The organism is Ruegeria sp. SAZD011 (genome assembly GCF_059612545.1).
In genome coordinates this window covers 124,134-149,440 of record NZ_JBXWQU010000016.1, presented here as the reverse complement: position 1 = coordinate 149,440, position 25,307 = coordinate 124,134, and the positions used below count along the sequence as shown (strand labels likewise).

The following is a 25,307-nucleotide window of genomic DNA, read 5'->3' as shown; positions in this document are numbered from 1 at the left end:
ACCATCACGGGTCGCTTTCGGGGATGGACGCGGTGGTGATCGGGCGGTCGAACATCGTGGGCAAGCCGATGGCGCAGTTGCTGCTGGGCGACAGCTGCACGGTGACCATCGCCCATAGCCGGACAAAGGACCTGGCCGAGGTGGTGCGCCGCGCCGATATCGTGGTGGCCGCGGTGGGCCGGCCCGAAATGGTGCCCGGCGACTGGATCAAACCGGGCGCCACGGTGATCGACGTGGGCATCAACCGGATCGAGCGCGACGGCAAGACCAGGCTGGTGGGCGATGTCCATTACGACAGCTGCGCCGAGGTGGCGGGCGCCATCACCCCCGTCCCCGGCGGCGTCGGCCCCATGACCATCGCCTGCCTCCTCGCCAACACCCTCACAGCCTGCACACGCGCAAACAAACTCACAGAACCAAAGGGACTTACTCCGTGAGTATCCTCTGATCACGCGATGGGCCACCGGAGGCGCAAGCACCGGTGGCCCTGATGCTTCTGAGCGTCAAATGGATTTGGCGCGAAATGTGTTTTCTGCTGCACTGTTCACTTTACTGAACAACATTAAGGTGTTGCTTTCTTGCGCCGCCTGACGCCAAAGCGTCGCAGTTTGTCAAAATGGACCCTTCCCGGTATTTGTCGCAGGGGGCCAATTGCGGTATGACGGTATTCCGCGTCAGATCAGTTCAAGCAAGTTCTTCATGATAGCCACACTGAGATCCTTTCTGAGTGCCGATAAACGGGGTCTGATCGGACCGGCCTTTGTGTTTCTATCGCTCCTGGCCAGCATCTCGGCTCCGTTCGGCGGGCACAGCATGTCCTTTGTCCAGCGGTTCCTGTTCTGGCTGCTGGTCATGGGGGTCGCGGGCGGCATCGCGCACCAGAGCCATCGTCTGGTCGAGCGGCATTTGCCCGACGCGGCGCTTTTGGGCAAGGACCTGCTGATTGTCGCGCTGGTCACGCTGCTTTTTACACCGGCGTTGTGGCTGTTGATCCGGCTTCTGGCGCTGCCTTCTGCCGCCGCATCGCCCGACCTGTGGAGCATGGCGCGCTACGGGACCATTTTTGCATCGGGCCTGATCATCCTGCGTCGGGGCGTCTTGTCGGGCAACGCGGTAGAGAAACCGCCGCAACCCCGGATTTACAAACGCTTGCCACAAGGATTTTCCGAGCAGATCCTGCGGTTGACCGTCCGTGATCACAGTGTCGATGTGGTGACCGATCAGGGGGTTCACACGATCCGGTCGCGGTTCGGAGACGCCATTGACGAGATGTCTCCGATCGCTGGGCATTGTACCCACAGGTCCCATTGGGTGACCGAAGCGGCGATCGAGAGCGTCGAGCGCAGCGGGGGCAAGACCCATTTGCGCCTGACCAATGGCGATCTGATCCCGGTCAGCCGCAAGTACCGCCCCGGGCTGGAGGACGCGGGGATCATCTGATCCTCTGTTCAGCGTGGCATTGGCACGGCATGCGGGGTGGGGCCGGTGACAATCGCCAGCGCCTCGGGCCGCATCAGTTGGGCCAGAACCGGCGCATCGCTGCGCAACCCGCCGGTATAGGTTCCATAGGCGGGCAGCACGATCCGCGCGGTGTCGACCAGAAAGGCCGGGCGCGTCAGGTTGCGCCCGCGCAGGCGCAGCGCCGCCTTTGGGTGGTAATGGCCCGAGATCTCTCCCTGAGCGCCATCTTGCGCAATATGGCGAAACAGCAGCGGCCCAAGTGTCAGTTCGCGCAGATGCGTGCCGCCAATGTCCACCGGGCCGGGATCGTGGTTGCCTTCGATCCAGACCCATCGCAGCCCGGCCTGAAGCGTGGCGATGCGCAGGCGGGCGGGCTCGGGCAGGGCGCGGGCGGCCTCGGCATCGTCGAAACTGTCGCCCAGGCAGATCACCGTCTCGGGTTTGGTGCGCTCCAGATCGGCGGAAAGCCGATCCAGCGTGTCGGTCATCTCATAGGGCGGCAGCGGGGTGCCGCCGCGCCGGGCGATGCGCTCGGATTTCCCCAGATGCAAGTCCGAGACACACAAAAGCTGTCGCTCGCGCCACCAGAGCGCGCCCGAGCCAAGCGCGGTGAGCCGTTCCCCGGCAAAGGTGAAATCGTATCCGTTCATGATGTGTTCTTTGCCTGTGGCGCAGGGATGCGCAAGCTTTTTCAGGCGGTCAGCCCGGCGTCGGCCAGCAGACGGGCACTTTCCTCGGCCAAGAGCCGCTCCTCGGCGGCGCCCTGCACCGGCACCCGGCCGACCTCGAGAAACAGCGGCGCGGCCAGTGGTGTTACCCGGTCCAGCCGCACCAGGTCGATCCGGTCGCCGACTCGGGCGATCATTTCTTCGATGCGGCCGAAATCAACCAGTCCGCGCATGGCCTCGGCTCGGGTGATCTGCATCATCAGGTGATGGGGGTCGTATTTCAGCAAGGTGTCATAGAGGATATCCGAGCTGAAGGTCGCCTGCCGCCCGGTCTTGCGCTGGCCGCCTAGATTGCGCTCGATCAGCCCGGCGATGGTGGCCGAGGCGCGAAAGGTGCGTTTCATCACCGCGTTGCCGGCCAGCCACTGATCCAGCCCGGCGCGCAGGCTGTCGATTTCGAAGAGCGGCGCCGGGTCGGTCGTGGCCTCGAGCCCCCAGATCAGCACCGCGTAATCGGTGGCGACAAAGCCCAGCGGGTTCAGGCCCGTCTCCTCCATCCGTTTGGTCAACAACAGGCCCAGCGTCTGCATCGCGTTGCGCCCGGCAAAGCCGTAGACGCAGAGATGCTCGCGCCCGTCCTGCGGAAAGCTTTCGATCAGCAGCCGCCCGCGTTCGGGCAGGCGCGAGACCCGGCGTTGCAGGGTCAGCCAATCGGCGGTGTGGTACGGCAACTGCGGCCAGTCGGTCTGTGCAAAAAGGTCAAGGATACGGGCGCTGAGCTGGGTCGAGGTGGCAAATTTGGTACCCATGAAGGTGGCGATCTTGGGCTTCTTGTCGGCGCGGCGGCTGACCTCCACCACCATCTCGCGCAGGCCCTCGTAGCGCACGATCTGGCCGCCGATCAGAAAGGTGTCGCCGGGGGTGAGCGAGGCGGCGAACCCTTCCTCGATCTCACCCAGCGGCTTGCCGCCGCGATTGCGCCTAAGCCGCACCTTGAGCGTGTCGGTGTCCTGGATGGTGCCGATATTCTGCCGGATCCGCTGCGCGCTGCGCGGGTCGCGCAACTGCCATAGCCCGTCCGGTCGCTGTTGCAGCCGCTGCCAGCGGTCATAGGCGCGCAGGGCGTAACCGCCAGTGGCGCAGAACTCGAGACAGGCATCGAATTCGGATCGGGCAAGGTCGGCATAAGGCCCGGCAGAGGTCATCTCGGCAAAGAGCGCATTGGCGTCAAACGGTCCGGAACAGGCGGCGATCAGGATATGCTGGCAGAGCACGTCGCGCGGGCCGGGGCCGCGCGGGTCGCCGTCCAGCGCGTGTGCGCGAACCGCTTCGAGCGCGGCGATACATTCGACCACCTCGAACCGGTTGGCGGGCACCAGCAGGGCCTTGGACGGGGCGTTATAGCGGTGATTGGCCCGCCCGATCCGCTGCACCAGCCGCTTGACGTTCTTGGGGGCGCCGATCTGGATCACCAGATCCACATCGCCCCAGTCGATGCCCAGATCGAGACTGCCGGTGCAGACGATGGCGCGCAGCTCGCCCCGCACCATCGCCGCCTCGACCCGTTCGCGCTGGGTCCGGTCGAGGCTACCGTGGTGGATGCCGATGGGCAGCCCGTCGTCGTTCGCCAGCCAGAGGTTGTGAAAGAAGATCTCGGCCTGGGCGCGGGTGTTGTGAAAGATGAGCGTCGTCCTGTGCCGCCGGAGCTGATCGAGCACGGCGGGGATAGCATAGGCCGCGCCACCGCCGGACCAAGGCGGCATTTCCTCGGTTTCCAGCATGGCGATATCGGGGTCGGGGCCGGGGTCGGCCAGCAGGATCTCGCAAGGGTCGGGGTGACGGGCAAGGAAGCGGGCAATGGCCTCCGGGTCCTCGACCGTGGCCGACAGCCCCACCCGGCGCAGGTCGGGGCAGAGCGTTTGCAGCCGCGCCAGCGCCAGCATCAGCTGGTCGCCGCGCTTGCTTTCGGCCAGGGCGTGGATCTCGTCGACCACCACGCGGCGCAGCCCGGCGAACATGCGTGGCGCGTCCTCGTACGAGGTCAGGAGCGCGAGGCTTTCCGGCGTGGTCAACAGGATATGGGGCGGGTCGGCGCGCTGTCGTTTCTTTTGTGTGGCGGAGGTATCACCGGTGCGATCCTCTATCCGGATGGCCAGGCCGATCTCGTCAACGGGGGTGCGCAGGTTGCGCTTGATATCGGCGGCCAGCGCCTTGAGCGGGGAGACATAGAGCGTGTGCAGGCCCTGATGCTGTCCCGTTGCCAGCTCGGCCAATGTGGGGAGAAACCCGGCCATGGTCTTGCCGCCACCGGTGGGGGCAATCAACAGGGTTGCGGGGCGGTCGGCGCGATCAAACATCGCTTGTTGATGGGGATGGACGGACCAGCCCTTGGCGGTGAACCAGTCGGTGAGGAGCGCGGGGAGCTGCGGCATGGGGTGACCTTATCACCAGCCTTGGGCAAGGGAAGGGGGCGCTGCCCCCGTCGCGCAGGCGCGACTCCCCCGAGGTATTTTCAAACAGAAGAAGGGCGCGGGCGCAGGGACCTGATCGCGGTCTGGACGCTGCGGGGCAGGGTGGTGTCGGCGCCCTGCGGCGCGGCGTCGAGCGCGCTTTCCACGTCCTTGACCAGGATGCCGATCGTGTTGTCCTCGCTCAACCCGTCACGGGAGAATTCGATCTGGTCGAAATTGCTGGCAAACCAGTTCTGGCCCGAGCTGGTATGGATGAGGGCCAGCAGCGCGGCCTCGTCGAGGCCGGCGGCATCGCCCCAGTCCAGCACCAGCCGTGTCATCGCCGTATTGGCGGCTGCGAGCAGGTTGTTGAGCACCTTGGCCTGCATGCCCGAGCCATAGGGGCCCATACGGTGGAAATGGCTGCCCATCGCGTCGAAGAGCGGTTGTGCCGCATCCAGATCGGCGGGTGCGCCGCCCAGCATGAAAGAGAGCCGCGCCTCCTCGGCCGCGACCTGGGCACCGGACATGGGGGCATCGATCAGGGCGATATGGTCCGGCACCCTAGCCCGCAGCGCGCGCACATAGCGGGGCGACAGGGTGGAGCAGAGGATGACACAATCGAGGAGTTTTGCGTGAATGAGTTTCTGATCTGTGAATAATACCTGCTCAGTTTGCGCAATATCCCGGACGACAGTGATGAGAATCTTCAAGTCTTGCGAAAATACTGCGATATCATCGGTAATTCCGTGATCTTTACCTGCAAAATCGCTGGATGGTCGAATGTCGAAACCTTTCGCCGGGAACCCCGCGCGTCGCAGGGCGGCCAGCATCGGCGCACCCATGCGGCCACAGCCCGCGACCCCGATCATTTCACGATCTTCTCGTCCTTGACGAACATGTTGGCCCAGGCGCGGTCGATCAGGTCGGGGCTCATCTGATAGGGGATGCCTTCGAACTCGCAGATGGCGATCATCTGGTCGATCAGGAAGACCGGCTGATAATTGGCATAGATGTTGTCGATGGTCGGGTATTTGACCTTGAGCAGATGCACCAGCGCCTTTTCATCCAGCGGCACGCCCTTCTTGCGGGCGACCATGGCGAAGATTTTCAGGAAGTTTTCCTGGTTCGGGCCGTCGATCTTGATCTTGAAGAAGATCCGGCGCAGCGCCGCCTGGTCAAAGATCTCGTTGGGGTGAAAGTTGGTCGAGAAAATCACCAGGGTGTCAAAGGGGACTTCGAATTTCTCGCCCGATTGCAGGCCCAGAATGTCCTTGCCCTCTTCCAGCGGCACGATCCAGCGGTTGATGATCGCCTGCGGTGGTTCGGCCTGGCGGCCAAGGTCGTCGATGATGAAGATGCCGCCGGTGGATTTCAGCTGCAAGGGCGCCTGATAGGTGCGCGCGGTGGGGTTGTAGACCAGATCGAGCATCGATAGCGACAGTTCACCCCCGGTGATCACGGTGGGGCGCTCGCACATTACATAACGGCTGTCGAACCGGGCGCGGCGGCGCAGTTGGGTCGGATCGTCTGGTTCCTGTTCGACGGCGGTGTGCACGATCGGGTCATAGACTGTGATGACCTGGCCGGAATATTCGATGGCGCGCGGCACATAGACATTGTCACCCAAGGCGTCGCGGATGCCGTTCGAGATCGAGGATTTGCCGTTGCCGGGCGGGCCATACATCAGGATCGAGCGGCCGGCGCTGACGGCGGGGCCGAGATGCCCCAGCAGGCTGTCGGGCAGCACCAGATGACCCATCGCGCGCACCAGTTGGTCGCGGGTGACCTGGATGTTGCGGATCGACTGGCGTTTCACCTGCTCGCGATAAACCTCGAGCGGGACCGGCATGGCGCCGAAATATTCAGACTGGCTGAGTGCGTCGAGCGCGCGCGACTTGCCCGCATCGGTCAGCTGATAGCCCATCTCGTTGCCGCTGTTGGCGTTGAGAGTCCCGGTCGCCTCGAGCAGTTTCTGGCCGCGGGACATGTCGATCAGTTCCTGCGTGACCGAAAGCGGCAGACAGATGGCCTCGGCAATCTCGCGGGCGGTTTCCACATTCTTGCGGAACACTGTTTTCAGCAGGATGTCCCGCATCATGACGATGGGCAGCTGCATCTCGGCGATGCCCTTGGGCGCGGGAGGGGCGATCACGGCGGTGGGTTGCATATTCATCGGAGTGCCTGCGGTGCTTCTGGTGACATGTCTGCGGGGAACCCGCATGGCGCCGAAAGTGATGTAACAATGTGGCAGCACAAGGGCGCCGGAAGGGAGTTTGAAGGGTCAGCCGCCCTCAAGCCCCCCAGGCCACGCCAAGCGCCAGATAGGTGGCCAGCCACAGGCCCAGCGCCAGGCCCATGGGGAACTTCTTGCCGCTGTCCCAGCTTTTCCAGTCGGGCGCAAAGCGCCTCAGCCCGCTGTATTTGGCGATGCGGTGGGTGGCAAAGGCGCCCAGCAGGCTGGCGGCGAGGATCGCCATGGCCAGGATCAGATCGGCGGTCCAGACAAAGGGCGCGGCGGCGGCCAGGAACTTGGCATCGCCCGCGCCCATGGCGCCGGCGGCATTGAATGCGATCCCCAGCAGCAGGATCAGCGGCAGGTGCAGCAATTGCCAGACATAGGTGGGCAATGCCATGGGGATCGGGCCGATCCGACCCGACACCCAGTCGCTGGTGAACGGCGCATAGGCGATCAGGCCGACCGCCACAAAGATCGCAGCCAGGGCCACGACAGCGTGGTTCCGGATTTTCAACTCGGCCAGATCGGTATAAGCGACATAGAGGCAGATCGGCAGCGCGAAGGGCAAGAACCACATTGCCGCATAGGCGGGGAGGGCCATCGGCTCAGCCGGTTTCCAGCGCCCGAAGCGAGCGGACCGCGTCTTCGAAATGCTGCGGGTGGGTGTCGATCGCCTCGCGCAACAGGCCCTTGCCGGTGGTGATGTCACCTTGCTTGACCGCTGACAGAGCCATTGTATGCAACAGCTGGGCGCGCTCGATCTGGGTCATCGGTACCACGGGCAGCGTATAGTTGCGCTGGGCACTGCGGGCCAGAACCAGGTTGTTCTTGGCGGTGAACAGGTTGCCGTCCTGACGGATGGCGTCACCGAACAGGCGTTCGGCCTCGGCAAAATCGCCTCGGGTCAGCTTGGAATAGCCCCAGTTGTTCATCACGCCCGCGGGACGAGTCGTCAGGCCAACGGCAATCTCATAGAAGGTATCGGCGTTTTTCCATTCCTGATTGGAATCCGCCACCATCGCCTCGAGCCGATAGCGTTTGAAGGTCTCGTGGGTGGGCGGCACGGTGTCCAGGACCTGTTCGGCCCGGTCCCATTCATTGTTTCGGATCAGCGCATCGGCCAGATCAACAGAGTCATCGGGCGCCGCACCCTCCATCTTGACCACGCGGTTCCAGGCGGCGACCGCTTCGGTGTTGCGGTTGGCACGGGTCAGCGATTTGGCAAGGCCACGTTGCAGGTCGACCCGGTCAGGATTGTCCTTTGCGGCACGCTGGAAGTAGTCAACCGCCTCGTTGGGGTCGGCCACGGTCAGCATCACGTCGTTCAGATTGGTTTCGTCGACGACATTCACGTCCTGAAACGCGCGCTCGACGGTTTCATCCGCGTTGTCGGAACAGGCCGATAGGGTCAGGCCACCTGCCAGCATGACCGGAACCAGGATAAAGTGGCGCATTTTTGCGTCCTTCTTGCTGCTCTTGCCCTCTATGGCGTCTTGCGGATCAGGAAGTCTCCTTGTCCCCGCTGCACCAATTTGAATTCTTCTTTTTGTTCAGTATTAATAGCAGGATTTTCCGATTTTGCGAGTGCAATCCGCAGATTGTTCCGGATTGAGTCACTTTCGCCATTGTCCAGCGCATAGGCCTTGCGAAAGACGGCCGTCGCTTCGGCGATCTCGCCTTTTTCCATCAGCAGAACGCCCAGATTGTTCCAGGCTTCGGGCCAGTCGGGGGCCTCTTCGACGGCGCGGCGCAGCATGGTTTCCGACTGCCCCAGCCGCCCCAGGCCCAGATTGGCGGTGCCGATGCCGGTCAGGATCTCGGTGGTCATGCCCTCGTCCAGCGCGGCACGGGTAAAGGCGTCGAGCGCCAGTTCGTATTCGCCGGCAGCCATCAGGCGTTGACCCACTTCGACACCGCTGACCGCCTGCTTGCGGTGATCCACGCCGGGTGGGAAGGGGTTGTCAGGCAGGGCGATGTCGTCGTTTCTTGTGCAAGAGGCCATCGTCACCGCGGTGACGATGGCCCATGCAAGAACAAGCCTTGGCGGCCGGGGCGGCGCAGCCGTTGATGTCATGTCGTCATTTGCTCATGTTGCCAAGTTCCATGATGCCTTTGGCCGAGGGACCCACAAGGATGATCAGCAGCGGCGGAACCGTCAGCATCATTGTGGCAAGGGTCATTTTGGTTGGCAACTTGTTTGCGGCCTCTTCTGCGCGCATCACGCGCTTGTCCCGCATCTCGCCGGCATAGACCCTCAGCGCCTCGGCGATCGAGGTCCCGAATTGCGACGACTGGATCATCACGGTCACGAAAGAGGACACATCGACCACGCCACAGCGGGTGCCCATGTCACGCAGCACCTTGTCCTTTTCCTTGCCCGCCTTCATCTCGTGGGCGACCACCTCGAATTCGTCGGCCAGATCGGGATAGGAGGCGCGCAACTCCTTGGAGACGCGCACGATGGACTGGTCCAGCGACTGGCCCGCCTCGACGCAGACCAACAGCATGTCAAGCGCGTCGGGAAAGGCACGGGTGATGTTTTCCTTGCGCGTATCGACCCGTCGGGTGATCCAGTAGCGCGGCAGGAAATAGGCAACACCGCCCGGACCCAGAACGCGGATCAGCATGGCCTGGCCATCCAGATCCTTGTCCGCTTCGATGACGAAGACATAGAGCACGCCAAGCAACAGGCCCACCAGACCCAGCGCCATCTGCGCAAAGTGGAAGAAGCGCACGGCGTCCTTGGACTGATAGCCGGCCTGGCGCAGTTTGAGCTGCATCGCGGACAGCTCATCGGCGTCTTGCGGTTCCAGGAAAGTGGCAAAACGTTGCAGCTGCTCGTTGCGCCCGCTCTGGCGCAATTGCTCTTTCTTGGGTTTGGCGACCGTCTTGGGATTCATGTCGCGCTTGAGCTTTTTCAGCGGGTCCTCGGGCTGGCTCATCAGCAACGGAACCGCCAGCAGGACCATGAACAGGCCCAGCACGCCAACCACGATCAGAGGACCGAACTCGCCCAGGTGCTCGGTCAGGAAAGTATTGATCTGGCTCAGAATTTCCATGATGCTCTCCTCAGACCTTGATATTGGTCAGCATGCGCATGACGAACAGGTTGGCGGTCAACAGGACCCCGACGACGAAACAGGCGGGAATGAACAGCGGGTGGTCCATCACCCCGTCGTAATAGCCCGGATCGTTGAAAAGGATGACCATCAGCGCGACCAGCGGGAAGGCGGACAGGAACTTGCCCGACCACTGCGCTTCGGCGGTGATCGCCTTGACGCGCCGGAACAGGCGAAAGCGGGCACGGATCACCTTGGCCAGGCCGGCAAGAACCTCGGCCAGGTTGCCGCCCGATTGCTGCTGGATGGTGACCGCAACCGAGAGGAAGCGCAAATCCTGCATGTCGAGCCGCTCGGCCATCTCCTTGAGCGCCTCGCCCACTTCGCGGCCATAGGCGGCCTCATCGGCGATGATGCCGAACTCGGTGGCGATCGGATCTTCGGATTCCTTGGCGACGATCTGGATTGCCGAGACCAGCGGATGCCCGACCCGGAGCGAGCGCACCATCAGCTCGACCGAATCCGGCAATTGCTCTTCGATCAGGCTCAGCCGTTTCTTGGCCTTCTGATTGACCCACAGATAGACCGCAGCGATACCGATGGCGACCGAGATGGCAGCGCGCAGCTTGACCTCGGTCTGGGTGCCGACGCTGAGACCGACAAAGGCGATACCCGCCAGCAGCGCCATGATCATGATCAGTTGCCGGGGGGTAAAGGCGATGGCCGCTTTCTGCGCCTTTTCCGCCAAGAGCGAATAAAGCGGGATCGACTTCGACTTCATGTGCTGCTGCATCTCCTTGCGGAGCTGCTCCAGCACCTGTTCGCGACCGGCGCCCTTGTCCAGCATTTCCAGCCGGCGGTTCACCCGGCTGTTGAGGCTGATGGATTTCCCGAAAGCGACAAGATAGAGACCCTCGACCAGGACCAGGACCCCGACGAAGATCAGGCCGTAGATGATCGGTTCGGCGCTGAGTTGCATGGTTTTGATCCTTACATCGTGGTCGGTTCATAGATCGACGGCGGCAAATCATAGCCCCACATGCGGAACCGTTCCGAGAAATGGCTGCGCACGCCGGTGGCGGTGAAATGGCCGATGATCTTGTTATCGGGGGTCAGGCCCACCCGCTGATAGCGAAAGATTTCCTGCATCGAGATGACGTCGCCCTCCATCCCGGTGATCTCGGTGATCGAGGTCATGCGGCGGCTGCCGTCCTGAAGACGGCTGGCCTGTACGATCAGGTTGACGGCGCTGGCGATCTGGCTGCGCACCGCCTTGATCGGCATCTCGATCCCGGCCATGGCGATCATGTTTTCCAGACGGCTGACCCCGTCGCGGGCAGAGTTGGCGTGGATCGTGGTCATCGACCCGTCATGGCCGGTGTTCATGGCCTGCAACATGTCGATGACTTCCTCGCCGCGCGTCTCGCCGACGATGATGCGGTCGGGGCGCATCCGCAGCGCGTTCTTCAGACAATCGCGCGGGGAAACCTCGCCCTTGCCCTCGACGTTCGGCGGGCGGCTTTCCATCCGGCCCACATGGGTCTGTTGCAGTTGGAGTTCCGCAGTATCCTCGATTGTCAGGATGCGTTCGGAATTGTCGATGAAGCTGGACAGGGCGTTCAGCGTGGTGGTCTTGCCCGACCCGGTCCCGCCCGACACGATGACGTTCAGACGGGTGGCGACGGCAGCCTGAAGATAGGCGGCCATTTCTTCGGTAAAGGCGCCGAACTTGACCAGATCATCGATGCCCAGCTTGTCCTTTTTGAATTTCCGGATCGACACCAGCGAACCGTCGACCGCGATCGGCGGCACCATCGCGTTGAAACGCGAGCCATCGGCCAGGCGGGCGTCGACATAGGGGTTCGATTCATCGACCCGGCGGCCCACCGCGCTGACGATCTTGTCGATGATCCGCAGCAGGTGGCGTTCGTCCTTGAAGGTGATGTCGGTCAGTTGCAGCTTGCCGGCGCGTTCGACAAAGATCTGCTGCGGCCCGTTCACCAGAATATCGTTGACGGTCTCGTCCTGAAGCAGGGTTTCCAGCGGCCCCAGACCGGTGACTTCGTCATACAGCTCCTTGTTGAGCTGCATGCGGTCCTCGCGGTTCAGAACCACGCCCTTGGTTTCCAGAATCTCGCTGGTAATGGCGGTGATCTCGGCGCGCAGTTCTGCCTCGGCGGCGTGTTCCAGCGCCGACAGGTTGAGATTCTCCAGCAGATCGCGATGGAGCTCGATCTTGAGTTCGCTCAGCCGCTCCTTGCGTTTGCGGTCCCGGTCCTGCGGAGCCGCCTCGGCCGCCTGTTTCTGGATCGGTTTGCGCAGGCTGGCGACGGGCGCCGGCTCGACCTTGGCGGCGGGCGCTTCGGCTTTCTTGGCGGCCAGGGCGGCCACCGGCATTGCCTTGTCGGTCTTTTTATATCTCGAAAACACGGTCGACCCCCTCGTCTATGGTGTTCAGGCTGCCTTGGCGTCGCTGCGCCCCAATTCGTGCAGCGATTGCGCCAGTTTCGCGATCTCGCGACGCAGCGGATTCTTGGGCGCCGAGGTTGCCAGCGGCAGACCGTGATCGGCGCCCTGGGTGACCTGCTTGCCACCATCGGGCAGTTGCAGGTCGATCGAGATGCCAAGGGATTCCCCCATCCGCTTGACCCGGCTCTTGCCGCTGAGATCGGTGAATTTCGGCGCCTTGTTCAGGGCAAAGCGCAATTTGTTGAAAGGCAGGTCCTCGGATTGCAGCGCGCGCTTCATCCGCAGCGCGTTCTGGGCCGAGCGCATGTCCAGCTCGATCATCGCGAAATAGACATGGGCGGCCTGAAGGATCGTCTCGGACCATTGCACCAGCGTTTTGGGCATATCGACGATGACATAATCAAAATGCGCGCGCGCCATTTCGATCACCCGCTGGATATCCTCGGGTGTCAGAATGTCGAGTGGCACCATGTCCGACGGCGCGGTAAGCACCTGCAACTTGTCCTCGAAGCTCAAGAGCGCCTGACCGAACACCTCTTCGTCCATGCTTTCGGTTTCCGACAGCATCTCGAAAACCGCCTCGCGGCGGGGCAGGTCCAGATAGGTCGAGACAGAGCCGTATTGCAGGTCGAAATCCAGAAGACAGACGCTTGGCGCATCCTCGCCGCCGATATTGGCCAGCTCCCAGGCCAGATTCACCGCCAAGGTGGTTGAACCGGTACCGCCGGCCAGCCCATGAACAACGATCAAAGCCCCCTCGCGCGCGGCGCCCTTGTTCAGGTGCGCGGTGTTGTGGTGGGCCTGGGCCTGTTCGGGTTCGGGCTTGTTCAGCCGGTCGATGGCCGATTGCAGTTCGCGCTCGGGCAGGGGATAGGGCACGAATTCGTCCGCCCCCTTGCGCAACAGCTGATGCAGCGAGGCCGGGGTGACGTCTTCGGCGATCAGAATGACCTTGATACCGCGCGTCTTGGCCTGGGTGATGATTTCACCCATCAGCACCAGATTGTCTTCGTCATCGGCATCGATAGCCAGGGCGATGAATTCAAGCGAGTCGGATTCGGGCTGACCGAAGAAGGCCAGCGCCTCGGCAAACCCCAGGTCGCCCCAGCTTTCGCCCATCGCGGCTTCCATGTCCTCGATCAGAAGATCGAAGTTCTGAACATCCCGGCTGACGGTACAGGCCAGGATCGGCGTGGTTTCGGGTTGCGGCATTGCGCTGCTCATTGCCTTTTTCCTCTTTACGGGGGTGGGGCAACGAGACGGCGTCCGTTCTGCCTTCACCCGCATGCGACCGGGAATCTGGTCGCACGTCACCTATTGGAAGCAATGTCGCGGGTAAGTTGGGCGAGATTTGGGCCGAAAAGAACCAATTGTAGGGAATGGGGCGACGATACCGCCCGATTCCACTTATTGTTCGAAGGCGCTCGAGCTGGTGTCGATCTCGATCGAGGTTTTGGGCTCAGCGCTCTTGATGTATTCGCGATAGACAACCTGAGCATATTTGCCGTCCAGGATGTTCTGATGCCCATCGACAAAGCCCGAGACCTGGGTGACCGTGCGCCGGTTGCGGCGTTCCCGCTCCGGGGTGGGCACCAGCGGCTGCGTTTCGCCATAAGAGACCATCGCTTCGAGCCGGTTCCGGCTGATGCCGCGGCTGGCAAAGAACGACACGACCGCGCGTGCGCGACGCATCCCCAAGCTCTTGTTATAGCCCGAGGACCCGACCGCGTCGGTGTGGCCGTAGACGCGGAATCGCACCTCGGGGAACTGCCGGATCCAGTCGGCCTGAAGGGTCAGGACCTGTTGGGCGGTGGCGTCCAGCTCGGCGCTGTCAAAGGCAAAGTTGATCTGGGTCGGGACTTCGCGGGCAAAGCGGTCCGCCAGGGTTTGCGCATAGCTGCGCTCGCCGTTCATCATTTGGGTATTGTTCAGCGTTGCGTTGCCGAACGTGCCCGAATCGACCTGATAGCCCGCTTCGAGACCGCAGGCGGAAAGCGTTCCGGCCAGCCCCAGGCACATCATCCAGTTCCGCATCGGTCCCATCCCCTGATCACTCCAAGACATAGCCATAAGAGCCGCTGAAATCCTGACGCGCGACCTCGGAGGCAGCGCCGCTACGGGCCCGCTGGGTCCGGGTGGTCTTTCCGCGCAGGAACAGATCGCTCTCGGTGGGCGGCTTGACCCGATCGGTCGGCAGCGCCAATGCTTCGCCCCGCGTGGGCGAGACCAGATGCGCGGTGATGATGATCACCAGCTCGGTCTGCGAGCGCTGATAGTTTGCACTGCGGAACAGGGCACCCAGCACCGGCACGTCGCCGATCCAGGGCAGTTGCGAGTTGTTGTCCAGGAACTCGTCCTCGATCAGACCGGCGATTGCAAAGCTCTCGCCATCCTTCAGTTCGACGGTGGTCGAGGTTTCGCGGCGTTGAAACGCGGCGATTTCGAACCCGTTGACGGTAACCGAATTGTTGGGATCGAGAGACGAGACCGCCGCAAGCAGTTCCAGATTGATCAGATCGCCATCGACGACACGGGGGATGAATGCCATCTCGACGCCAAAGGGCTTGTACTCGACCGTGAACAAGCCGTCGCGCTGGGCCACCGGGATCGGGTATTCGCCACCGGCCAGGAACTTGGCCTCTTGCCCAGACAGGGCCGAAAGGTTCGGTTCGGCCAGGGTGCGCACCACGCCCTTGCGCTCCAGCGCCTCGAGCAGCAGCCGCACCTGGGTCGATCCGGCGCTGAACCCGAACAGGATTGCACCGGTATTGTCGTTCAGGACCGGGATGTTGCCGTTGATGGCGTTGGTCAGGCTTCCCGAGTTGTTCAGTGTGTTCAGACCGCCGACGGCATTGCCGCCGCTGAAGCCCAGCGAGGCGCTGAGCGATTTCGAGACCGAGCGCTGCATCTCGGCGAAACGCACCTTGAGCATGACCTGCTGCACACCGGCCACGCTCATCAGGTTCGAAACCCGTTCGGGCGCATAGCGTTCGGCCAGGTCAAGCGCCCGTTGCAAACGCGCGGCGCTGGAGGCGGTGCCCGACAGCACGATACCGTCATTGGCGGTGCGCACCTCGATCTTCTCGTTGGGCAGGATCTGTTTGAGACGTTCCTTGAACTCGGCCACGTCGAACGAGACGCGTACGTTCACATTGGTGATCAGCCGCCCACCCGCGTCGAACAGGCTGAGCGTTGTCAGGCCCGGCGATTTGCCCAGAACATAGATGGTACGGTCGGACAGCGAAGAGATATCCGCGATCCCGGCATTGGCAATCGAAAGCTCGGCAAAGGGCGTTTCGCTTTCAACCACGATGGCCCGGTTCATGGGAACATCGAGAGTTTCGGCGGTGCCTTGTTTGACCACGCGCAGATCCTGAGCTTGCGACATGCCCGCGATCGGGCTGCACGCAAGGACGAGCCCTGTCAGGGCCGCTTTGATGAAACCATCAATTTTCATGTGACCTGCCTTTCCGATCACGCCTCTGAACCGGGTCTTGACGCCCGATGTTTGGGTTACTTTGCGCGACCTGATGCTTTTTTGCAAGAATCAATGCTTTTTGGCGCGTTTTTGATGTGTGTATTGAGCAACAAGCAAGAAGGACCGCCCCTTGCGGTGCGGCCCTTCCTTTTGCAACCTGCGCAGATCGACACATCAATTCGTGCAGGGGATCGGGATGTCGACAACCTCGGCCCCGCGACGGGTGCGGATGGTGCAGACCTTCTCTTCGACCTTTTCGGGGGCGGCTTCGAGCGCTCCGAGACCCAGTAGCATGCGCTGATCAACCTCGACCGCCGAAGCGATGGTATCGTCATCGGCGCCAACCAGCGCCAGGGTCAGGCGTCCGGTTGTCTGCGCCTGGGCCAGCGCGGCCACCTGCTGGGGCAGGGCGGCGACGGTGACCGTGCGGGCGATATTGGCGCCAGTCACGTCACCCCCCGCGATCTGGTCGATTGCGACAATCTGGATATTGGTCTGGATCAGGCGGGTGATCTCTCCCTGCATGCCTTCCAGCGGGCCGGTTCCGCCCGACATGCCACCGGTCCAGTAGACATCGACCCGGTCACCCGGACGCAGGAAACCCGACACGCCGCTGGTGACGTCGACCTTGATGGCAAAGGCGCGCATGCCACGCGACAGTTGCGAGGTCAGCCCGGCATCCTCACCGGGTTTGGTGACCTTGACGGCCATGATTGCCTCATCCTTCTCCATCGCGCGCAGGACATAGCGATTGTCCTCCTGACGCTCGGGGAACAGGGTGGCGGCATCCAGGAATGTGCCTTCGGGAATGGCGTTTTCGGGCCATTTGACCGCGCGCACGTCCTCTTTGGTCAGTCGTTCGCCATAACGCAGCGGGCGCGAGGCCACATAGACCGTCTTTGTCGGCACGATCTGTGCCCGTGCCTGCCGCTCACGCGCCAGTTCGCTTTGATAGGCGGAAATATAGTTGCGGGCCATCATGACCGCGCCCCCGGCAAGTGCGATCCCCACGATCAGGACCAGTCCGAATACTGCTCGCATCTTGTCACCTCTCTTCTGTTCCGCTCGCCCGGCGTCGGCCATTCTGGCCGGGCACGGGCGATCCGAAACAAATCTTGCGCTTCAAATATGTCATTCTGAGGGTCAAAGGGCGCCCCTACAGCGTCTTTGACGGACAATTGAAGCTTGTTTTTCTGCGCATTTGTCTCGAAACGGTCTTTGCCGCCAGGTCAGAACCCGGCGTCCACGTTGACCGATCCAATCGTGGTCGAGACAGCCGTGGATACATCCCCGGTCGGACCGTTGATCGCCGAATAGGCGATACCGGCCAGGGAGACCACCGCGGCAGTCAGAACCACCCAGTCCACCGTGACGGCGCCGTCTTCCTCTTTTGCAAAGAGCATCCAGCTATAAAGCATGGCAGTGCCTCCGTCGCATCGGATTCAGGAAAAAGGGCCACGCCTTAGGTAAAGACGCGGCCCCGATCTGCTGTAATCAGCCAGGCTTTACAGGCCGGTATCCGGCGTCACGGTGCCCAGCTCGGTGTTGATGGCGGTCGACAGCGTGCCGGTACCGGTCGAGATGCCGTTGTAGGCAACTGCGGCCAGGGCCACGACTGCTGCGGTCAGCACGACCCAGTCAACGGTCACTGCGCCATCTTCGTCTTTGCGGAAGTTTTTGATGAACTTGATCATGGTTAGTCCCTCCTAAGGATCACAAGAGTGTTTCTCAACCTCGCCGTCCGTCTGAACCTGCTCTCTCTCGTTGGCTCATGTCCGTCGCGGTATGGGTGTATATTTGCCGGTCAGCCGTGGCAGGATTTGGGCCAAAACTCGGATTTCTTTGCCTGATTTTAATTTTTTGTAGGAATTTTTGATAACGTCATGATTTCAAATGATAAAAAAAGAAAAATTTATAGTTACCCCGGGTAGGGCCGATGCAAAACAGCATCAAATATGGCGAAATCGCCTTATTTGGGTGGGTTTTTCGGTGTTGAAAGGGTCTTTTGCACAGTAGAGTCGTGAAAAAACATATCTAGAGGCGAGCAGATGGCCCTCAGATACATCACTCTGATTGCGGCGGCGGCCGTTTTTACGGTCGTGGGCGAGTCGCACGCGGAAAGCCCCGCGCCGTTGCCCGAGGTCAAGTTCAAGCGGGTGCGCGCACCCGCGCCGGGGACGCGCCCTCGCGTGGATGTCCAGATCTCGGCCGAGGAACACGCCCGCGCACCCGTCGCCGGGCGGCAGAAGCCGGTTGCGGAGGACGAGATCGTCACCGCGGCGGCCGCGCCCGTGCCTGACGCGGCGGGCGCCACCGGCCGTTATGCGTGGTTCTGGGATAAGATTTCTCCGGCGCTTGGCCCCGACAGGCCGCGCCAGTTGGAGGATATGCTTAGCGCGCTATCCGCCGGCGGGGTGGATGCGCCGCGCCTTCAGGCCTTGCAGGACATCGCCAGGGCGCAAGGCATCACGATCCTGCGCTCGACCGTCGGAACCGAGGTATCGCCGGCGCTGGTGCTGGCGGTAATCGCGGTGGAATCGGCGGGGCGGGCCGATGCTGTCAGCGGTGCGGGCGCGCAGGGTCTCATGCAGCTGATGCCGGATACCGCGGCCCGGTTCGGGGTCAATGACAGCCTTTCGCCGGATGAGAATATCGCGGGTGGCGTGCGCTATCTGAACTGGCTGATGGAGGAGTTCGGGCGCGACCCGGTCCTGGTACTCGCCGGATACAACGCGGGCGAGGGCGCGGTGCGCAAACATGAGGGTGTGCCGCCTTATGCCGAGACCCGAGATTATGTGCCCAAAGTGCTGGCCGCCTATCAGGTGGCGCGCGGGCTCTGCGCCACACCGCCCGAGCTGATTACCGACGGATGCGTGTTCACTGCCATGCAATAGAAAAACCCGCCCCGGTTGTGGGGGCGGGTTGGTGATCCCAAGAAGAGACCCGGTCAGTCGACCAGCGTCGCCTCGGTCGCGGCGCGCATTTCGGCCTCGGTCACGCCATCGGCCAGTTCGACAATCCGCAGCCCGCCCTCGACCACGTCCAGCACGCCAAGATTCGTGATGATGCGGTCGACCACGCCCTTGCCGGTCAGCGGCAGGGTGCATTCCTTGAGCACTTTCGATTCGCCGTGCTTGTTGGTGTGATCCATCACAACCACCACGCGACCGACGCCCGCCACCAGGTCCATGGCGCCGCCCATGCCCTTGACCAGCTTGCCGGGGATCATCCAGTTGGCCAGATCGCCCTTTTCGTCCACTTCCATCGCGCCCAGGATCGCGGCGGCGATCTTGCCGCCCCGGATCATCGCAAACGAGGTGGCACTGTCGAAATAGGCGGTGCGGGCCAGTTCGGTGATGGTCTGCTTGCCGGCATTGATCAGGTCCGGGTCCTCGTCGCCCTCATAGGGAAAGGGGCCCATGCCCAGCATGCCGTTTTCCGATTGCAGGGTGATGTCCTTGTCGCCCACATAGTTGGCCACCAGCGTCGGGATCCCGATGCCGAGGTTCACATACATGCCGTCTTCAAGCTCTTCTGCCGCGCGCGCGGCCATCTGATTGCGGTCCCAGGGCATGGCTCAAGCCTCCTCACGTTTGCGGGTGGTGCGCTGTTCGATGCGCTTTTCATGCTCGCCCTGAATGATGCGATGCACATAGATGCCGGGCAGGTGGATGCAATCTGGGTCCAGCTCGCCGCGCGGAACGATTTCTTCGACCTCGGCGATGCAGATCTTGCCGCAGGTGGCCGCGGGCACGTTGAAATTGCGCGCGGTCTTGCGGAACACCAGGTTGCCGGTGTCATCGGCCTTCCAGGCCTTGATGATCGACAGGTCGGCAAAGATACCCTCTTCGAGGATATAGGTCTCGCCGTTGAAATCCTTGTGCTCCTTGCCATCGGCGATGACGGTGCCGACGCCGGTCTTGGTATAGAAACCGGGGATGCCCGCGCCACCGGCGCGCATGCGCTCGGCCAGCGTGCCCTGGGGGTTGAATTCCAGCTCCAGCTCGCCGCTCAGGTATTGCCGCATGAACTCGGCGTTTTCACCCACATACGAGCTGATCATCTTCTTGACCTGCTTGGTTTGCAGCAGGATGCCGATGCCGAAGTCGTCGACACCCGCATTGTTCGAGGCAAAGGTCAGATCCTTGGCACCCGAGTCCTTGATTGCCTGCAAGAGCAGTTCGGGAATGCCGCACAGGCCGAAGCCGCCCGCCGCGATCAGCATGCCGTCCTGCAGCAGACCGTCGAGCGCCTCGGTGGCGTTGGCATAGACTTTTTTCATGGAAACTCCCCCAATGACTTGGTGATTGCGCCGGTTTTGCCGCCGCGTCAGCGCGAAGTCAATGACGGGTTCCGGGGGATGGTATTTCTACGGAATGGCAGGGGCCGGGGCGGCGGAACCGCCCCGGCCGGGTCACTGGGGCAGGGCCTCGGCACTGTATTGAGCGGCAAATTCGGCGCTGGGCGGGATCGGGGTGATGACGTCGATCAGCACGCCATTGGGGTCGGCGGTGATGAAATGGCGCTGGCCGAACGCCTCGTCCTTGAGCGGTTTCAGCATCGGCAGACCCGCCGCTGTCAGCCGGTCATATTCCGCCGCCGCGTCTGCCACCTCGAAGTTCAGGATCACCCCGCGCACCGGGCCGCGGGCCTCGGTCGGGATGGTTTCGTGCTGCCCGTCCAGGATGGCCAGATTGACCGAGGGGTCGGCGCTGGATTGCAGGTGAACGTACCAATCGGCCTCGAACGCGGTGTGGAACCCGAAATGGCTGCGATAGAAATCGGCGGTGCCCTGCACGTCGCCGGTCTGGACGACGGGGTAATACTGGGTCGTTTTCATATTGCCTTTCTCCTCAACATGCATACAGTCTGTATGTGAGCTGGAATTAAACATACAGGCTGTATGTATGCAAGAGAAAAATACACCCGTCCCCAATGCCGACCGCCGCGCCGCGATGCGGGCACGCCTGATCTCCGCTGCGCGGGCGCTGTTCGTGGACAAGGGATATGCCGAGACCTCGACACCCGAGATCGTGCGCGCCGCCGAGGTGACGCGCGGCGCGCTGTATCACCACTTCGCCGACAAGGCCGATCTGTTTCGCGCCGTGGTCGAGGCCGAGGCCGAGGCGCTGGTGCATCGGATCGACGCCGAGGCGGTCAGCGCCGGGGCAGAGGGCATGGAAGCGGGCAGCGCAGCCTTTTTCCGCGCCATGGCCGAGCCGGGTCGTGCCCGGCTGCTGCTGATCGACGGGCCGGCGGTGTTGGGGCCGGAGGAGATGAGCCGGATCGACGCCGGCGGCGGGCGCGCCTCGCTGCGCGCCGGACTCGAACTGGTGGTCAGCGGTTTAGGCGAGGATGAGATGCAGGCCTTGACCGAGGTGGTGTCTGCCGCATTTGATCGGGCCGCGCTTGCGATTGCGCAAGGGGCCGAGCCCGCGCCCTTTGAACGGGCGATGACGCGGCTGGTAGCGGGGTTGCGTGGGCGCTGAAGCCCGCGCCCGTGTCGTGGTCAGTTCTCGGTTTTCTTGGTGGTCTTCTTGCGCGGGGCGGCCTTTTTCTTGGTGCCCTTCTTGGCTGATTTCTCGGCAATCAGCGCGACCGCCATCTCCATCGTCACATCCGCCGCCTCGACATCCTTGGGCAGGGTCGCGTTGACCTTGTCCCATTTGACATAGGCGCCATAGCGGCCGTCCAGCACGTTGACCGCACCGCCGTGTTCGGGATGCTCGCCCAACTCCTTGAGGGGTTTGGCCGCCGCCCGGCCCCGACCGCGGGGATTGGCGCGTTTCTCGGCCAACAGTTCCACCGCGCGGTTCATGCCGATCTCGAACACATCGTTCGGGTCCTTGAGATTGGCATAGACCGGTTTGGCCTCGTCCGGCAGCTGATGCATCAGATAGGGGCCGAACCGCCCGAAATTCGAGCTGATCATGCCACCTTCGGGGTGTTGCCCGATCTGGCGCGGCAGGCTGAGCAGCACCAGCGCCTTTTCCAGGTCCAGGTCTTCGGCCGACCAGCCGCGCGGCAGGCTGGCGCGCGGGGGTTTCTTGTTTTCTTCGCTGATCTCGCCGCGCTGGACATAGGGGCCGAACCGGCCCGCCTTGAGCCAGATCTCGTCGCCGCCATCCTCACCCAGCAGCCGCTCGGCGCTGTCATCCGCGTCGCCGCTGATCGGGCGGGTATAGCGGCATTCGGGATAGTTGCCGCAGCCGACGAACCCGCCGGTGCGCGAGGTTTTCAGATGCAGGTGGCCGGTGCCGCATTTGGGGCAGATCCGTGGGTCGGATCCATCCTCGCGCGGCGGATAGAGCTGAGGCGCCAGCGCCTCGTCCAGCTTGTCGAGCACTTCGGAGATGCGCAGCTCGGATGTTTCGCTGATCGCTGCCGAGAAATCGCGCCAGAACCGGCCCAGCAGGTCCTTGTAATCGCGCGAACCCGCGCTGACGTCATCCAGCTGCTCTTCCAGATTGGCGGTGAACTCATAGCCCACATATTGGCGAAAGAAGTTCAGCAGGAAGATGGTGACGATCCGCCCCTTCTCCTCGGGGATCAGGCGGTTCTTGTCCTTGCGGACATATTCGCGGTCCTGAATCGTGGTGATGACCGAGGCATAGGTCGAGGGTCGGCCGATGCCCAGCTCTTCCATCCGCTTGACCAGCGTCGCCTCGGTATAGCGCGGCGGCGGCTGGGTGTGGTGTTGCAGCGCCAGGACGGCCTCGTTCTCGGACAGAATCGCTTCCTTGGCGATCTTGGCACCCTCGGTCAGCGGGGCATCTCCGGTCGCCTTGGCGAACTGATCGGCCAGCGAGGTCTTGGCAAAGACCGCCTTTTCCCCCATCGAGATCTGGGGCAGGCGCTTGTCCTCGTCATTCTCGACATCGTCGCGCCCCTCTTCGTAGACGCGCAGGAACCCGTCGAACAGCACCACCTGGCCGGTGGCGCGCAGACCGACCTGGCCATCGGCGCTGCCGATTTCGACCGTGGTCCGCTCCAGCCGGGCGGCGGCCATCTGGCAGGCGATGGTGCGTTTCCAGATCAGGTCATAGAGACGGCGCTGATCCTCGTCTTTCAGTTTCAGCGCGGCGGCATCCTTGCGCATGTCGGTGGGGCGGATGCATTCATGCGCTTCTTGCGCGTTCTTGGCCTTGTTCTTGTACATGCGCGGGCTGTCGGGCACGTATTCGGCCCCGAACCGCTCGGCAATGGCGTCGCGGGTGGCCATCACCGCCTCGGGCGCCATGTCGATGCCGTCGGTCCGCATATAGGTGATGTGCCCGGCCTCGTAGAGGCGCTGCGCCGCGCTCATGCAGTGGCGCGCGCCCATGCCGAACTTGCGGCTGGCCTCTTGTTGCAGGGTCGATGTCATGAAGGGGGCAGAGGGGTTGCGCGCCGCCGGTTTCGCCTCGACCGACTGGATGCTCAGCGCGCGGCTGGTGATCGCCTGCACCGCCAGTTCGGCCTGGGTGGCGTTGGACAGGTCCATCTTGTCGAGCTTGTTGCCCGCCAGCGTGACCAGCCGCGCCTCGTAGGCCTGGCCACGCGGGGTTTCCAGCAGCGCCTTGACCGACCAGTATTCCACCGGCTTGAAAGCCTCGATCTCCATCTCGCGCTCGACGATCAGGCGCAGGCAGACCGATTGCACCCGGCCCGCGCTGCGCGCGCCGGGCAGCTTTCGCCACAGCACCGGGGACAGGTTGAAGCCCACCAGATAATCCAGCGCGCGGCGGGCCAGATAGGCCTCGACCAGCGGCATGTCGACCTGGCGCGGGTTCTGCATCGCCTTGGTCACCGCGTCCTTGGTGATGGCGTTGAAGGTGACGCGGCTGACGGCAGTGCCCTTCTTGATCGAACGGCGCTTGGTCAGAGCCTCCTGCAGGTGCCAGCTGATCGCCTCGCCCTCGCGATCGGGGTCGGTGGCGAGGATCAGTTCGTTGTCCTCGGCCAGCGCGTCGGCGATCGCCTTGACATGCTTGCGGCTGTCGGCGGCGACCTCCCAGGTCATGTCGAAATCATGCTCGGGATCGACCGATCCGTCCTTGGCAGGCAGGTCGCGCACATGCCCATAAGATGCCAGAACCGTGTAGTCCGAGCCGAGATATTTGTTGATCGTTTTTGCCTTGGCAGGGGATTCTACAACAACAACAGGCATTTAAGTGGCAACCTCATTCATCGGACACGGCGCGTTCTATGGCGGGGCAACATGTGGGGTGCAAGCCCCGATTGTCAATCGGTGCTGTTTGGGCGCAGATATTCCGAGTGTCAGAGGCACATGTGGCCGGTCCGTTGCGGCCTTGGGCACATGTCGCGCAGGGGTCAGCTGACGCGCGACAGAAGCCCGCCAGCCTGACGGTTGATCCGGCCCTCAAGCTCCAGATCGACCAGCACCGGGGCGACCTCGCCCGGGCTGGCGGCCAGATCGCGGATCAGTTGATCCTCGGCCACCGGTGAAGGGCCGAGCCGGTCCAGGATCTGGCTGTGCAGCGCCGCGGTCTCGCGCAGGCTGCGTTTGGGCGGCGGCGCCGGCTGTTGCATCAGGTCGCACAGGTCGGGCTGCGGTTCCGGTGTCGTCAGGGTGGGAAGGGCGGCGATCACATCCTCGGCATTGCGTACCAAATGGGCGCCGTCGCGGATCAGCATGTTGCACCCGGCGGCACGCGCATCGAACGGGTGACCGGGTACCGCCAGCACTTCGCGCCCCTGATCCAGGGCGTCGCGCGCGGTGATCAGGCTGCCGGATTTGGCGGCGGCCTCGACCACCACCACCGCCTGGGCCAGACCCGAGATGATGCGGTTGCGGCGCGGGAAATGGCGGGCCTGCGGGGTCAGGCGCATCGGCTGTTCCGACAGGCGCAATCCCTGACGCGCGATATCACCCGCCAGATGGGTGTTCTCGGCGGGATAGATCGTGTCGACGCCACCGGCCATCACCGCGATGGTGCCGGTGGGCAGCGCGGCCAGATGCGCGGCGGTGTCGATACCGCGCGCCAGCCCCGAGACCACCACGAATCCGGCAGCACCCAGATCCTGCGCCAAAGCCCGCGCCATGCGGGTGCCCAGCGACGAGGCATTGCGGGCGCCCACTAGCGCGATCATCGGGCGGCGCAACAGGGCCGGGTCACCGAGCAGCCACAAGAGCGGCGGCGCATCCGGGATCCCGGCCAGATGAGCGGGGTAATCGGCATCGCTCAGGCACAAAAGCCGCGCTTGCGCGGCTTTTGCGGCCTTGAGCTCTGCTTCGACAACACCGGGCGGGCATATTTCATAGCCCTCGACCCCGGCGGCACGTGCCACTTCAGGCAACGCGGCCAGCGCGTTCTGCGCCGTGCCATGCTCGTGCATCAATCGGCGAAACGTTGTCGGGCCAACTCTGCGCGAGCGCAAAAGGCGGAGCCAGGAAAACCGGTCCTCTTCCGTGGTGGGTGGGAGTGGGGGGTGATAGGAAGAAAACTGTTCCTCGGTCATCCGTCGCTCCGCCTGTTTGCA

The 25,307-nt window shown here is 63.0% G+C and carries 24 protein-coding genes and 1 pseudogene; 4 read left to right on the top strand and 21 right to left on the bottom strand.

The annotated features are described in order from the left end of the window. Together AC2FLM_RS06065 and AC2FLM_RS06060 are read left to right on the top strand one after the other, a co-directional pair. Positions 1–437, top strand: a pseudogene (locus tag AC2FLM_RS06065) (bifunctional methylenetetrahydrofolate dehydrogenase/methenyltetrahydrofolate cyclohydrolase); the annotation flags it as partial. Between the two features lie 262 nt (positions 438–699). Further along, positions 700–1,440 carry a LytTR family DNA-binding domain-containing protein gene (locus AC2FLM_RS06060; protein WP_496856530.1) on the top strand — a complete coding sequence of 247 codons (741 nt, stop codon included), beginning with the start codon at positions 700–702 and terminating at the stop codon, positions 1,438–1,440. Positions 1,441–1,448: 8 nt separating this feature from the next. Here the strand turns inward: AC2FLM_RS06060 and pdeM are convergent, their stop codons facing one another. The 16 genes from pdeM to AC2FLM_RS05980 all read right to left on the bottom strand — a co-directional run bounded on the left by pdeM (position 1,449) and on the right by AC2FLM_RS05980 (position 17,518). Continuing rightward, positions 1,449–2,111: a ligase-associated DNA damage response endonuclease PdeM gene (gene pdeM / locus AC2FLM_RS06055; RefSeq protein WP_496856528.1), complete on the bottom strand. Its 663-nt coding sequence runs from the start codon at positions 2,109–2,111 to the stop codon at positions 1,449–1,451. 41 nt (positions 2,112–2,152) lie between these two features. Continuing rightward, positions 2,153–4,561, bottom strand: a complete 2,409-nt coding sequence (locus AC2FLM_RS06050; protein WP_496856526.1) for a ligase-associated DNA damage response DEXH box helicase — start codon at positions 4,559–4,561, stop codon at positions 2,153–2,155. Positions 4,562–4,641: 80 nt separating this feature from the next. Further along, a complete protein-coding gene (locus AC2FLM_RS06045; protein ID WP_496856524.1) occupies positions 4,642–5,451 on the bottom strand; it encodes an NAD(P)-dependent oxidoreductase in 810 nt (269 codons plus the stop codon). Further along, entirely contained in the window at positions 5,448–6,755 is a 1,308-nt protein-coding gene (locus AC2FLM_RS06040; protein ID WP_234177809.1) for a DUF8689 domain-containing protein, read from the bottom strand. Before AC2FLM_RS06040 ends, AC2FLM_RS06045 begins: the two co-directional genes overlap by 4 nt. Before the next feature lie 118 nt (positions 6,756–6,873). Continuing rightward, the gene (locus AC2FLM_RS06035; protein ID WP_496856522.1) at positions 6,874–7,419 is read right to left on the bottom strand and encodes a hypothetical protein; all 546 of its coding nucleotides are present in this window, start codon (positions 7,417–7,419) and stop codon (positions 6,874–6,876) included. Positions 7,420–7,423: 4 nt separating this feature from the next. Continuing rightward, positions 7,424–8,272 (bottom strand): tetratricopeptide repeat protein, encoded by an 849-nt coding sequence (locus tag AC2FLM_RS06030; protein ID WP_234222101.1) that lies wholly within the window; start codon positions 8,270–8,272, stop codon positions 7,424–7,426. 29 nt (positions 8,273–8,301) lie between these two features. Further along, positions 8,302–8,892, bottom strand: a complete 591-nt coding sequence (locus AC2FLM_RS06025) for a tetratricopeptide repeat protein (RefSeq protein ID WP_496856520.1) — start codon at positions 8,890–8,892, stop codon at positions 8,302–8,304. Positions 8,893–8,896: 4 nt separating this feature from the next. Then, on the bottom strand, positions 8,897–9,877 hold the full coding sequence (locus AC2FLM_RS06020) for a type II secretion system F family protein (RefSeq protein WP_234144677.1): 981 nt from the start codon (positions 9,875–9,877) through the stop codon (positions 8,897–8,899). 10 nt (positions 9,878–9,887) lie between these two features. Further along, positions 9,888–10,856 carry a type II secretion system F family protein gene (locus AC2FLM_RS06015; RefSeq protein WP_234144678.1) on the bottom strand — a complete coding sequence of 323 codons (969 nt, stop codon included), beginning with the start codon at positions 10,854–10,856 and terminating at the stop codon, positions 9,888–9,890. A gap of 11 nt (positions 10,857–10,867) precedes the next feature. Next, complete coding sequence (locus AC2FLM_RS06010) at positions 10,868–12,307, bottom strand: TadA family conjugal transfer-associated ATPase (RefSeq protein WP_234144679.1); 1,440 nt, start codon at positions 12,305–12,307, stop codon at positions 10,868–10,870. A gap of 24 nt (positions 12,308–12,331) precedes the next feature. Beyond that, on the bottom strand, positions 12,332–13,570 hold the full coding sequence (locus AC2FLM_RS06005) for a CpaE/TadZ family protein (RefSeq protein ID WP_496856517.1): 1,239 nt from the start codon (positions 13,568–13,570) through the stop codon (positions 12,332–12,334). Positions 13,571–13,753: 183 nt separating this feature from the next. After that, positions 13,754–14,380, bottom strand: a complete 627-nt coding sequence (locus AC2FLM_RS06000) for an OmpA family protein (protein ID WP_234184247.1) — start codon at positions 14,378–14,380, stop codon at positions 13,754–13,756. 16 nt (positions 14,381–14,396) lie between these two features. Further along, on the bottom strand, positions 14,397–15,803 hold the full coding sequence (locus AC2FLM_RS05995) for a type II and III secretion system protein family protein (protein ID WP_234144682.1): 1,407 nt from the start codon (positions 15,801–15,803) through the stop codon (positions 14,397–14,399). Between the two features lie 195 nt (positions 15,804–15,998). After that, positions 15,999–16,865 carry a Flp pilus assembly protein CpaB gene (gene cpaB, locus AC2FLM_RS05990; protein WP_234222098.1) on the bottom strand — a complete coding sequence of 289 codons (867 nt, stop codon included), beginning with the start codon at positions 16,863–16,865 and terminating at the stop codon, positions 15,999–16,001. A gap of 188 nt (positions 16,866–17,053) precedes the next feature. After that, a complete protein-coding gene (locus AC2FLM_RS05985) occupies positions 17,054–17,242 on the bottom strand; it encodes a hypothetical protein (protein ID WP_234222097.1) in 189 nt (62 codons plus the stop codon). Between the two features lie 87 nt (positions 17,243–17,329). Beyond that, positions 17,330–17,518 (bottom strand): hypothetical protein, encoded by a 189-nt coding sequence (locus AC2FLM_RS05980; RefSeq protein WP_011048778.1) that lies wholly within the window; start codon positions 17,516–17,518, stop codon positions 17,330–17,332. Positions 17,519–17,872: 354 nt separating this feature from the next. Here AC2FLM_RS05980 and AC2FLM_RS05975 point away from each other — a divergent pair, with 354 nt between their 5' ends. Then, on the top strand, positions 17,873–18,718 hold the full coding sequence (locus tag AC2FLM_RS05975) for a lytic transglycosylase domain-containing protein (RefSeq protein WP_496856514.1): 846 nt from the start codon (positions 17,873–17,875) through the stop codon (positions 18,716–18,718). Between the two features lie 53 nt (positions 18,719–18,771). On the opposite strand, the gene AC2FLM_RS05970 is transcribed toward AC2FLM_RS05975, so the two are convergent. The 3 genes from AC2FLM_RS05970 to AC2FLM_RS05960 form a co-directional block, all read right to left on the bottom strand. After that, positions 18,772–19,398, bottom strand: coding sequence for a 3-oxoacid CoA-transferase subunit B (locus tag AC2FLM_RS05970; protein ID WP_234139616.1), 627 nt, complete (start codon positions 19,396–19,398; stop codon positions 18,772–18,774). A gap of 3 nt (positions 19,399–19,401) precedes the next feature. After that, positions 19,402–20,106 (bottom strand): CoA transferase subunit A, encoded by a 705-nt coding sequence (locus AC2FLM_RS05965; RefSeq protein ID WP_496856512.1) that lies wholly within the window; start codon positions 20,104–20,106, stop codon positions 19,402–19,404. Between the two features lie 132 nt (positions 20,107–20,238). Then, positions 20,239–20,664 carry a VOC family protein gene (locus AC2FLM_RS05960; RefSeq protein WP_234184241.1) on the bottom strand — a complete coding sequence of 142 codons (426 nt, stop codon included), beginning with the start codon at positions 20,662–20,664 and terminating at the stop codon, positions 20,239–20,241. 67 nt (positions 20,665–20,731) lie between these two features. On the opposite strand from AC2FLM_RS05960, the gene AC2FLM_RS05955 reads away from it, so the two are divergent. Next, positions 20,732–21,313 carry a TetR/AcrR family transcriptional regulator gene (locus AC2FLM_RS05955; protein ID WP_496856510.1) on the top strand — a complete coding sequence of 194 codons (582 nt, stop codon included), beginning with the start codon at positions 20,732–20,734 and terminating at the stop codon, positions 21,311–21,313. A 20-nt stretch (positions 21,314–21,333) separates the two neighbouring features. Here AC2FLM_RS05955 and topA read toward each other — a convergent pair whose 3' ends face one another. Next, on the bottom strand, positions 21,334–23,973 hold the full coding sequence (gene topA / locus AC2FLM_RS05950; protein WP_496856508.1) for a type I DNA topoisomerase: 2,640 nt from the start codon (positions 23,971–23,973) through the stop codon (positions 21,334–21,336). 164 nt (positions 23,974–24,137) lie between these two features. After that, a complete protein-coding gene (gene dprA, locus AC2FLM_RS05945; RefSeq protein WP_496856506.1) occupies positions 24,138–25,286 on the bottom strand; it encodes a DNA-processing protein DprA in 1,149 nt (382 codons plus the stop codon). Positions 25,287–25,307: the final 21 nt, after the last annotated feature.

Bases quoted from the DNA above. Each gene is read 5' to 3' on its own strand.
- AC2FLM_RS06060 (WP_496856530.1), top strand. From the start codon at position 700: ATGATAGCCACACTGAGATCCTTTCTGAGTGCCGATAAACGGGGTCTG.
- pdeM (WP_496856528.1), bottom strand. From the start codon at position 2,111: ATGAACGGATACGATTTCACCTTTGCCGGGGAACGGCTCACCGCGCTT.
- AC2FLM_RS06050 (WP_496856526.1), bottom strand. From the start codon at position 4,561: ATGCCGCAGCTCCCCGCGCTCCTCACCGACTGGTTCACCGCCAAGGGC.
- AC2FLM_RS06045 (WP_496856524.1), bottom strand. From the start codon at position 5,451: ATGATCGGGGTCGCGGGCTGTGGCCGCATGGGTGCGCCGATGCTGGCC.
- AC2FLM_RS06040 (WP_234177809.1), bottom strand. From the start codon at position 6,755: ATGAATATGCAACCCACCGCCGTGATCGCCCCTCCCGCGCCCAAGGGC.
- AC2FLM_RS06035 (WP_496856522.1), bottom strand. From the start codon at position 7,419: ATGGCCCTCCCCGCCTATGCGGCAATGTGGTTCTTGCCCTTCGCGCTG.
- AC2FLM_RS06030 (WP_234222101.1), bottom strand. From the start codon at position 8,272: ATGCGCCACTTTATCCTGGTTCCGGTCATGCTGGCAGGTGGCCTGACC.
- AC2FLM_RS06025 (WP_496856520.1), bottom strand. From the start codon at position 8,892: ATGACATCAACGGCTGCGCCGCCCCGGCCGCCAAGGCTTGTTCTTGCA.
- AC2FLM_RS06020 (WP_234144677.1), bottom strand. From the start codon at position 9,877: ATGGAAATTCTGAGCCAGATCAATACTTTCCTGACCGAGCACCTGGGC.
- AC2FLM_RS06015 (WP_234144678.1), bottom strand. From the start codon at position 10,856: ATGCAACTCAGCGCCGAACCGATCATCTACGGCCTGATCTTCGTCGGG.
- AC2FLM_RS06005 (WP_496856517.1), bottom strand. From the start codon at position 13,570: ATGAGCAGCGCAATGCCGCAACCCGAAACCACGCCGATCCTGGCCTGT.
- AC2FLM_RS06000 (WP_234184247.1), bottom strand. From the start codon at position 14,380: ATGCGGAACTGGATGATGTGCCTGGGGCTGGCCGGAACGCTTTCCGCC.
- AC2FLM_RS05995 (WP_234144682.1), bottom strand. From the start codon at position 15,803: ATGAAAATTGATGGTTTCATCAAAGCGGCCCTGACAGGGCTCGTCCTT.
- cpaB (WP_234222098.1), bottom strand. From the start codon at position 16,865: ATGCGAGCAGTATTCGGACTGGTCCTGATCGTGGGGATCGCACTTGCC.
- AC2FLM_RS05985 (WP_234222097.1), bottom strand. From the start codon at position 17,242: ATGCTTTATAGCTGGATGCTCTTTGCAAAAGAGGAAGACGGCGCCGTC.
- AC2FLM_RS05980 (WP_011048778.1), bottom strand. From the start codon at position 17,518: ATGATCAAGTTCATCAAAAACTTCCGCAAAGACGAAGATGGCGCAGTG.
- AC2FLM_RS05975 (WP_496856514.1), top strand. From the start codon at position 17,873: ATGGCCCTCAGATACATCACTCTGATTGCGGCGGCGGCCGTTTTTACG.
- AC2FLM_RS05970 (WP_234139616.1), bottom strand. From the start codon at position 19,398: ATGCCCTGGGACCGCAATCAGATGGCCGCGCGCGCGGCAGAAGAGCTT.
- AC2FLM_RS05965 (WP_496856512.1), bottom strand. From the start codon at position 20,106: ATGAAAAAAGTCTATGCCAACGCCACCGAGGCGCTCGACGGTCTGCTG.
- AC2FLM_RS05960 (WP_234184241.1), bottom strand. From the start codon at position 20,664: ATGAAAACGACCCAGTATTACCCCGTCGTCCAGACCGGCGACGTGCAG.
- AC2FLM_RS05955 (WP_496856510.1), top strand. From the start codon at position 20,732: ATGCAAGAGAAAAATACACCCGTCCCCAATGCCGACCGCCGCGCCGCG.
- topA (WP_496856508.1), bottom strand. From the start codon at position 23,973: ATGCCTGTTGTTGTTGTAGAATCCCCTGCCAAGGCAAAAACGATCAAC.
- dprA (WP_496856506.1), bottom strand. From the start codon at position 25,286: ATGACCGAGGAACAGTTTTCTTCCTATCACCCCCCACTCCCACCCACC.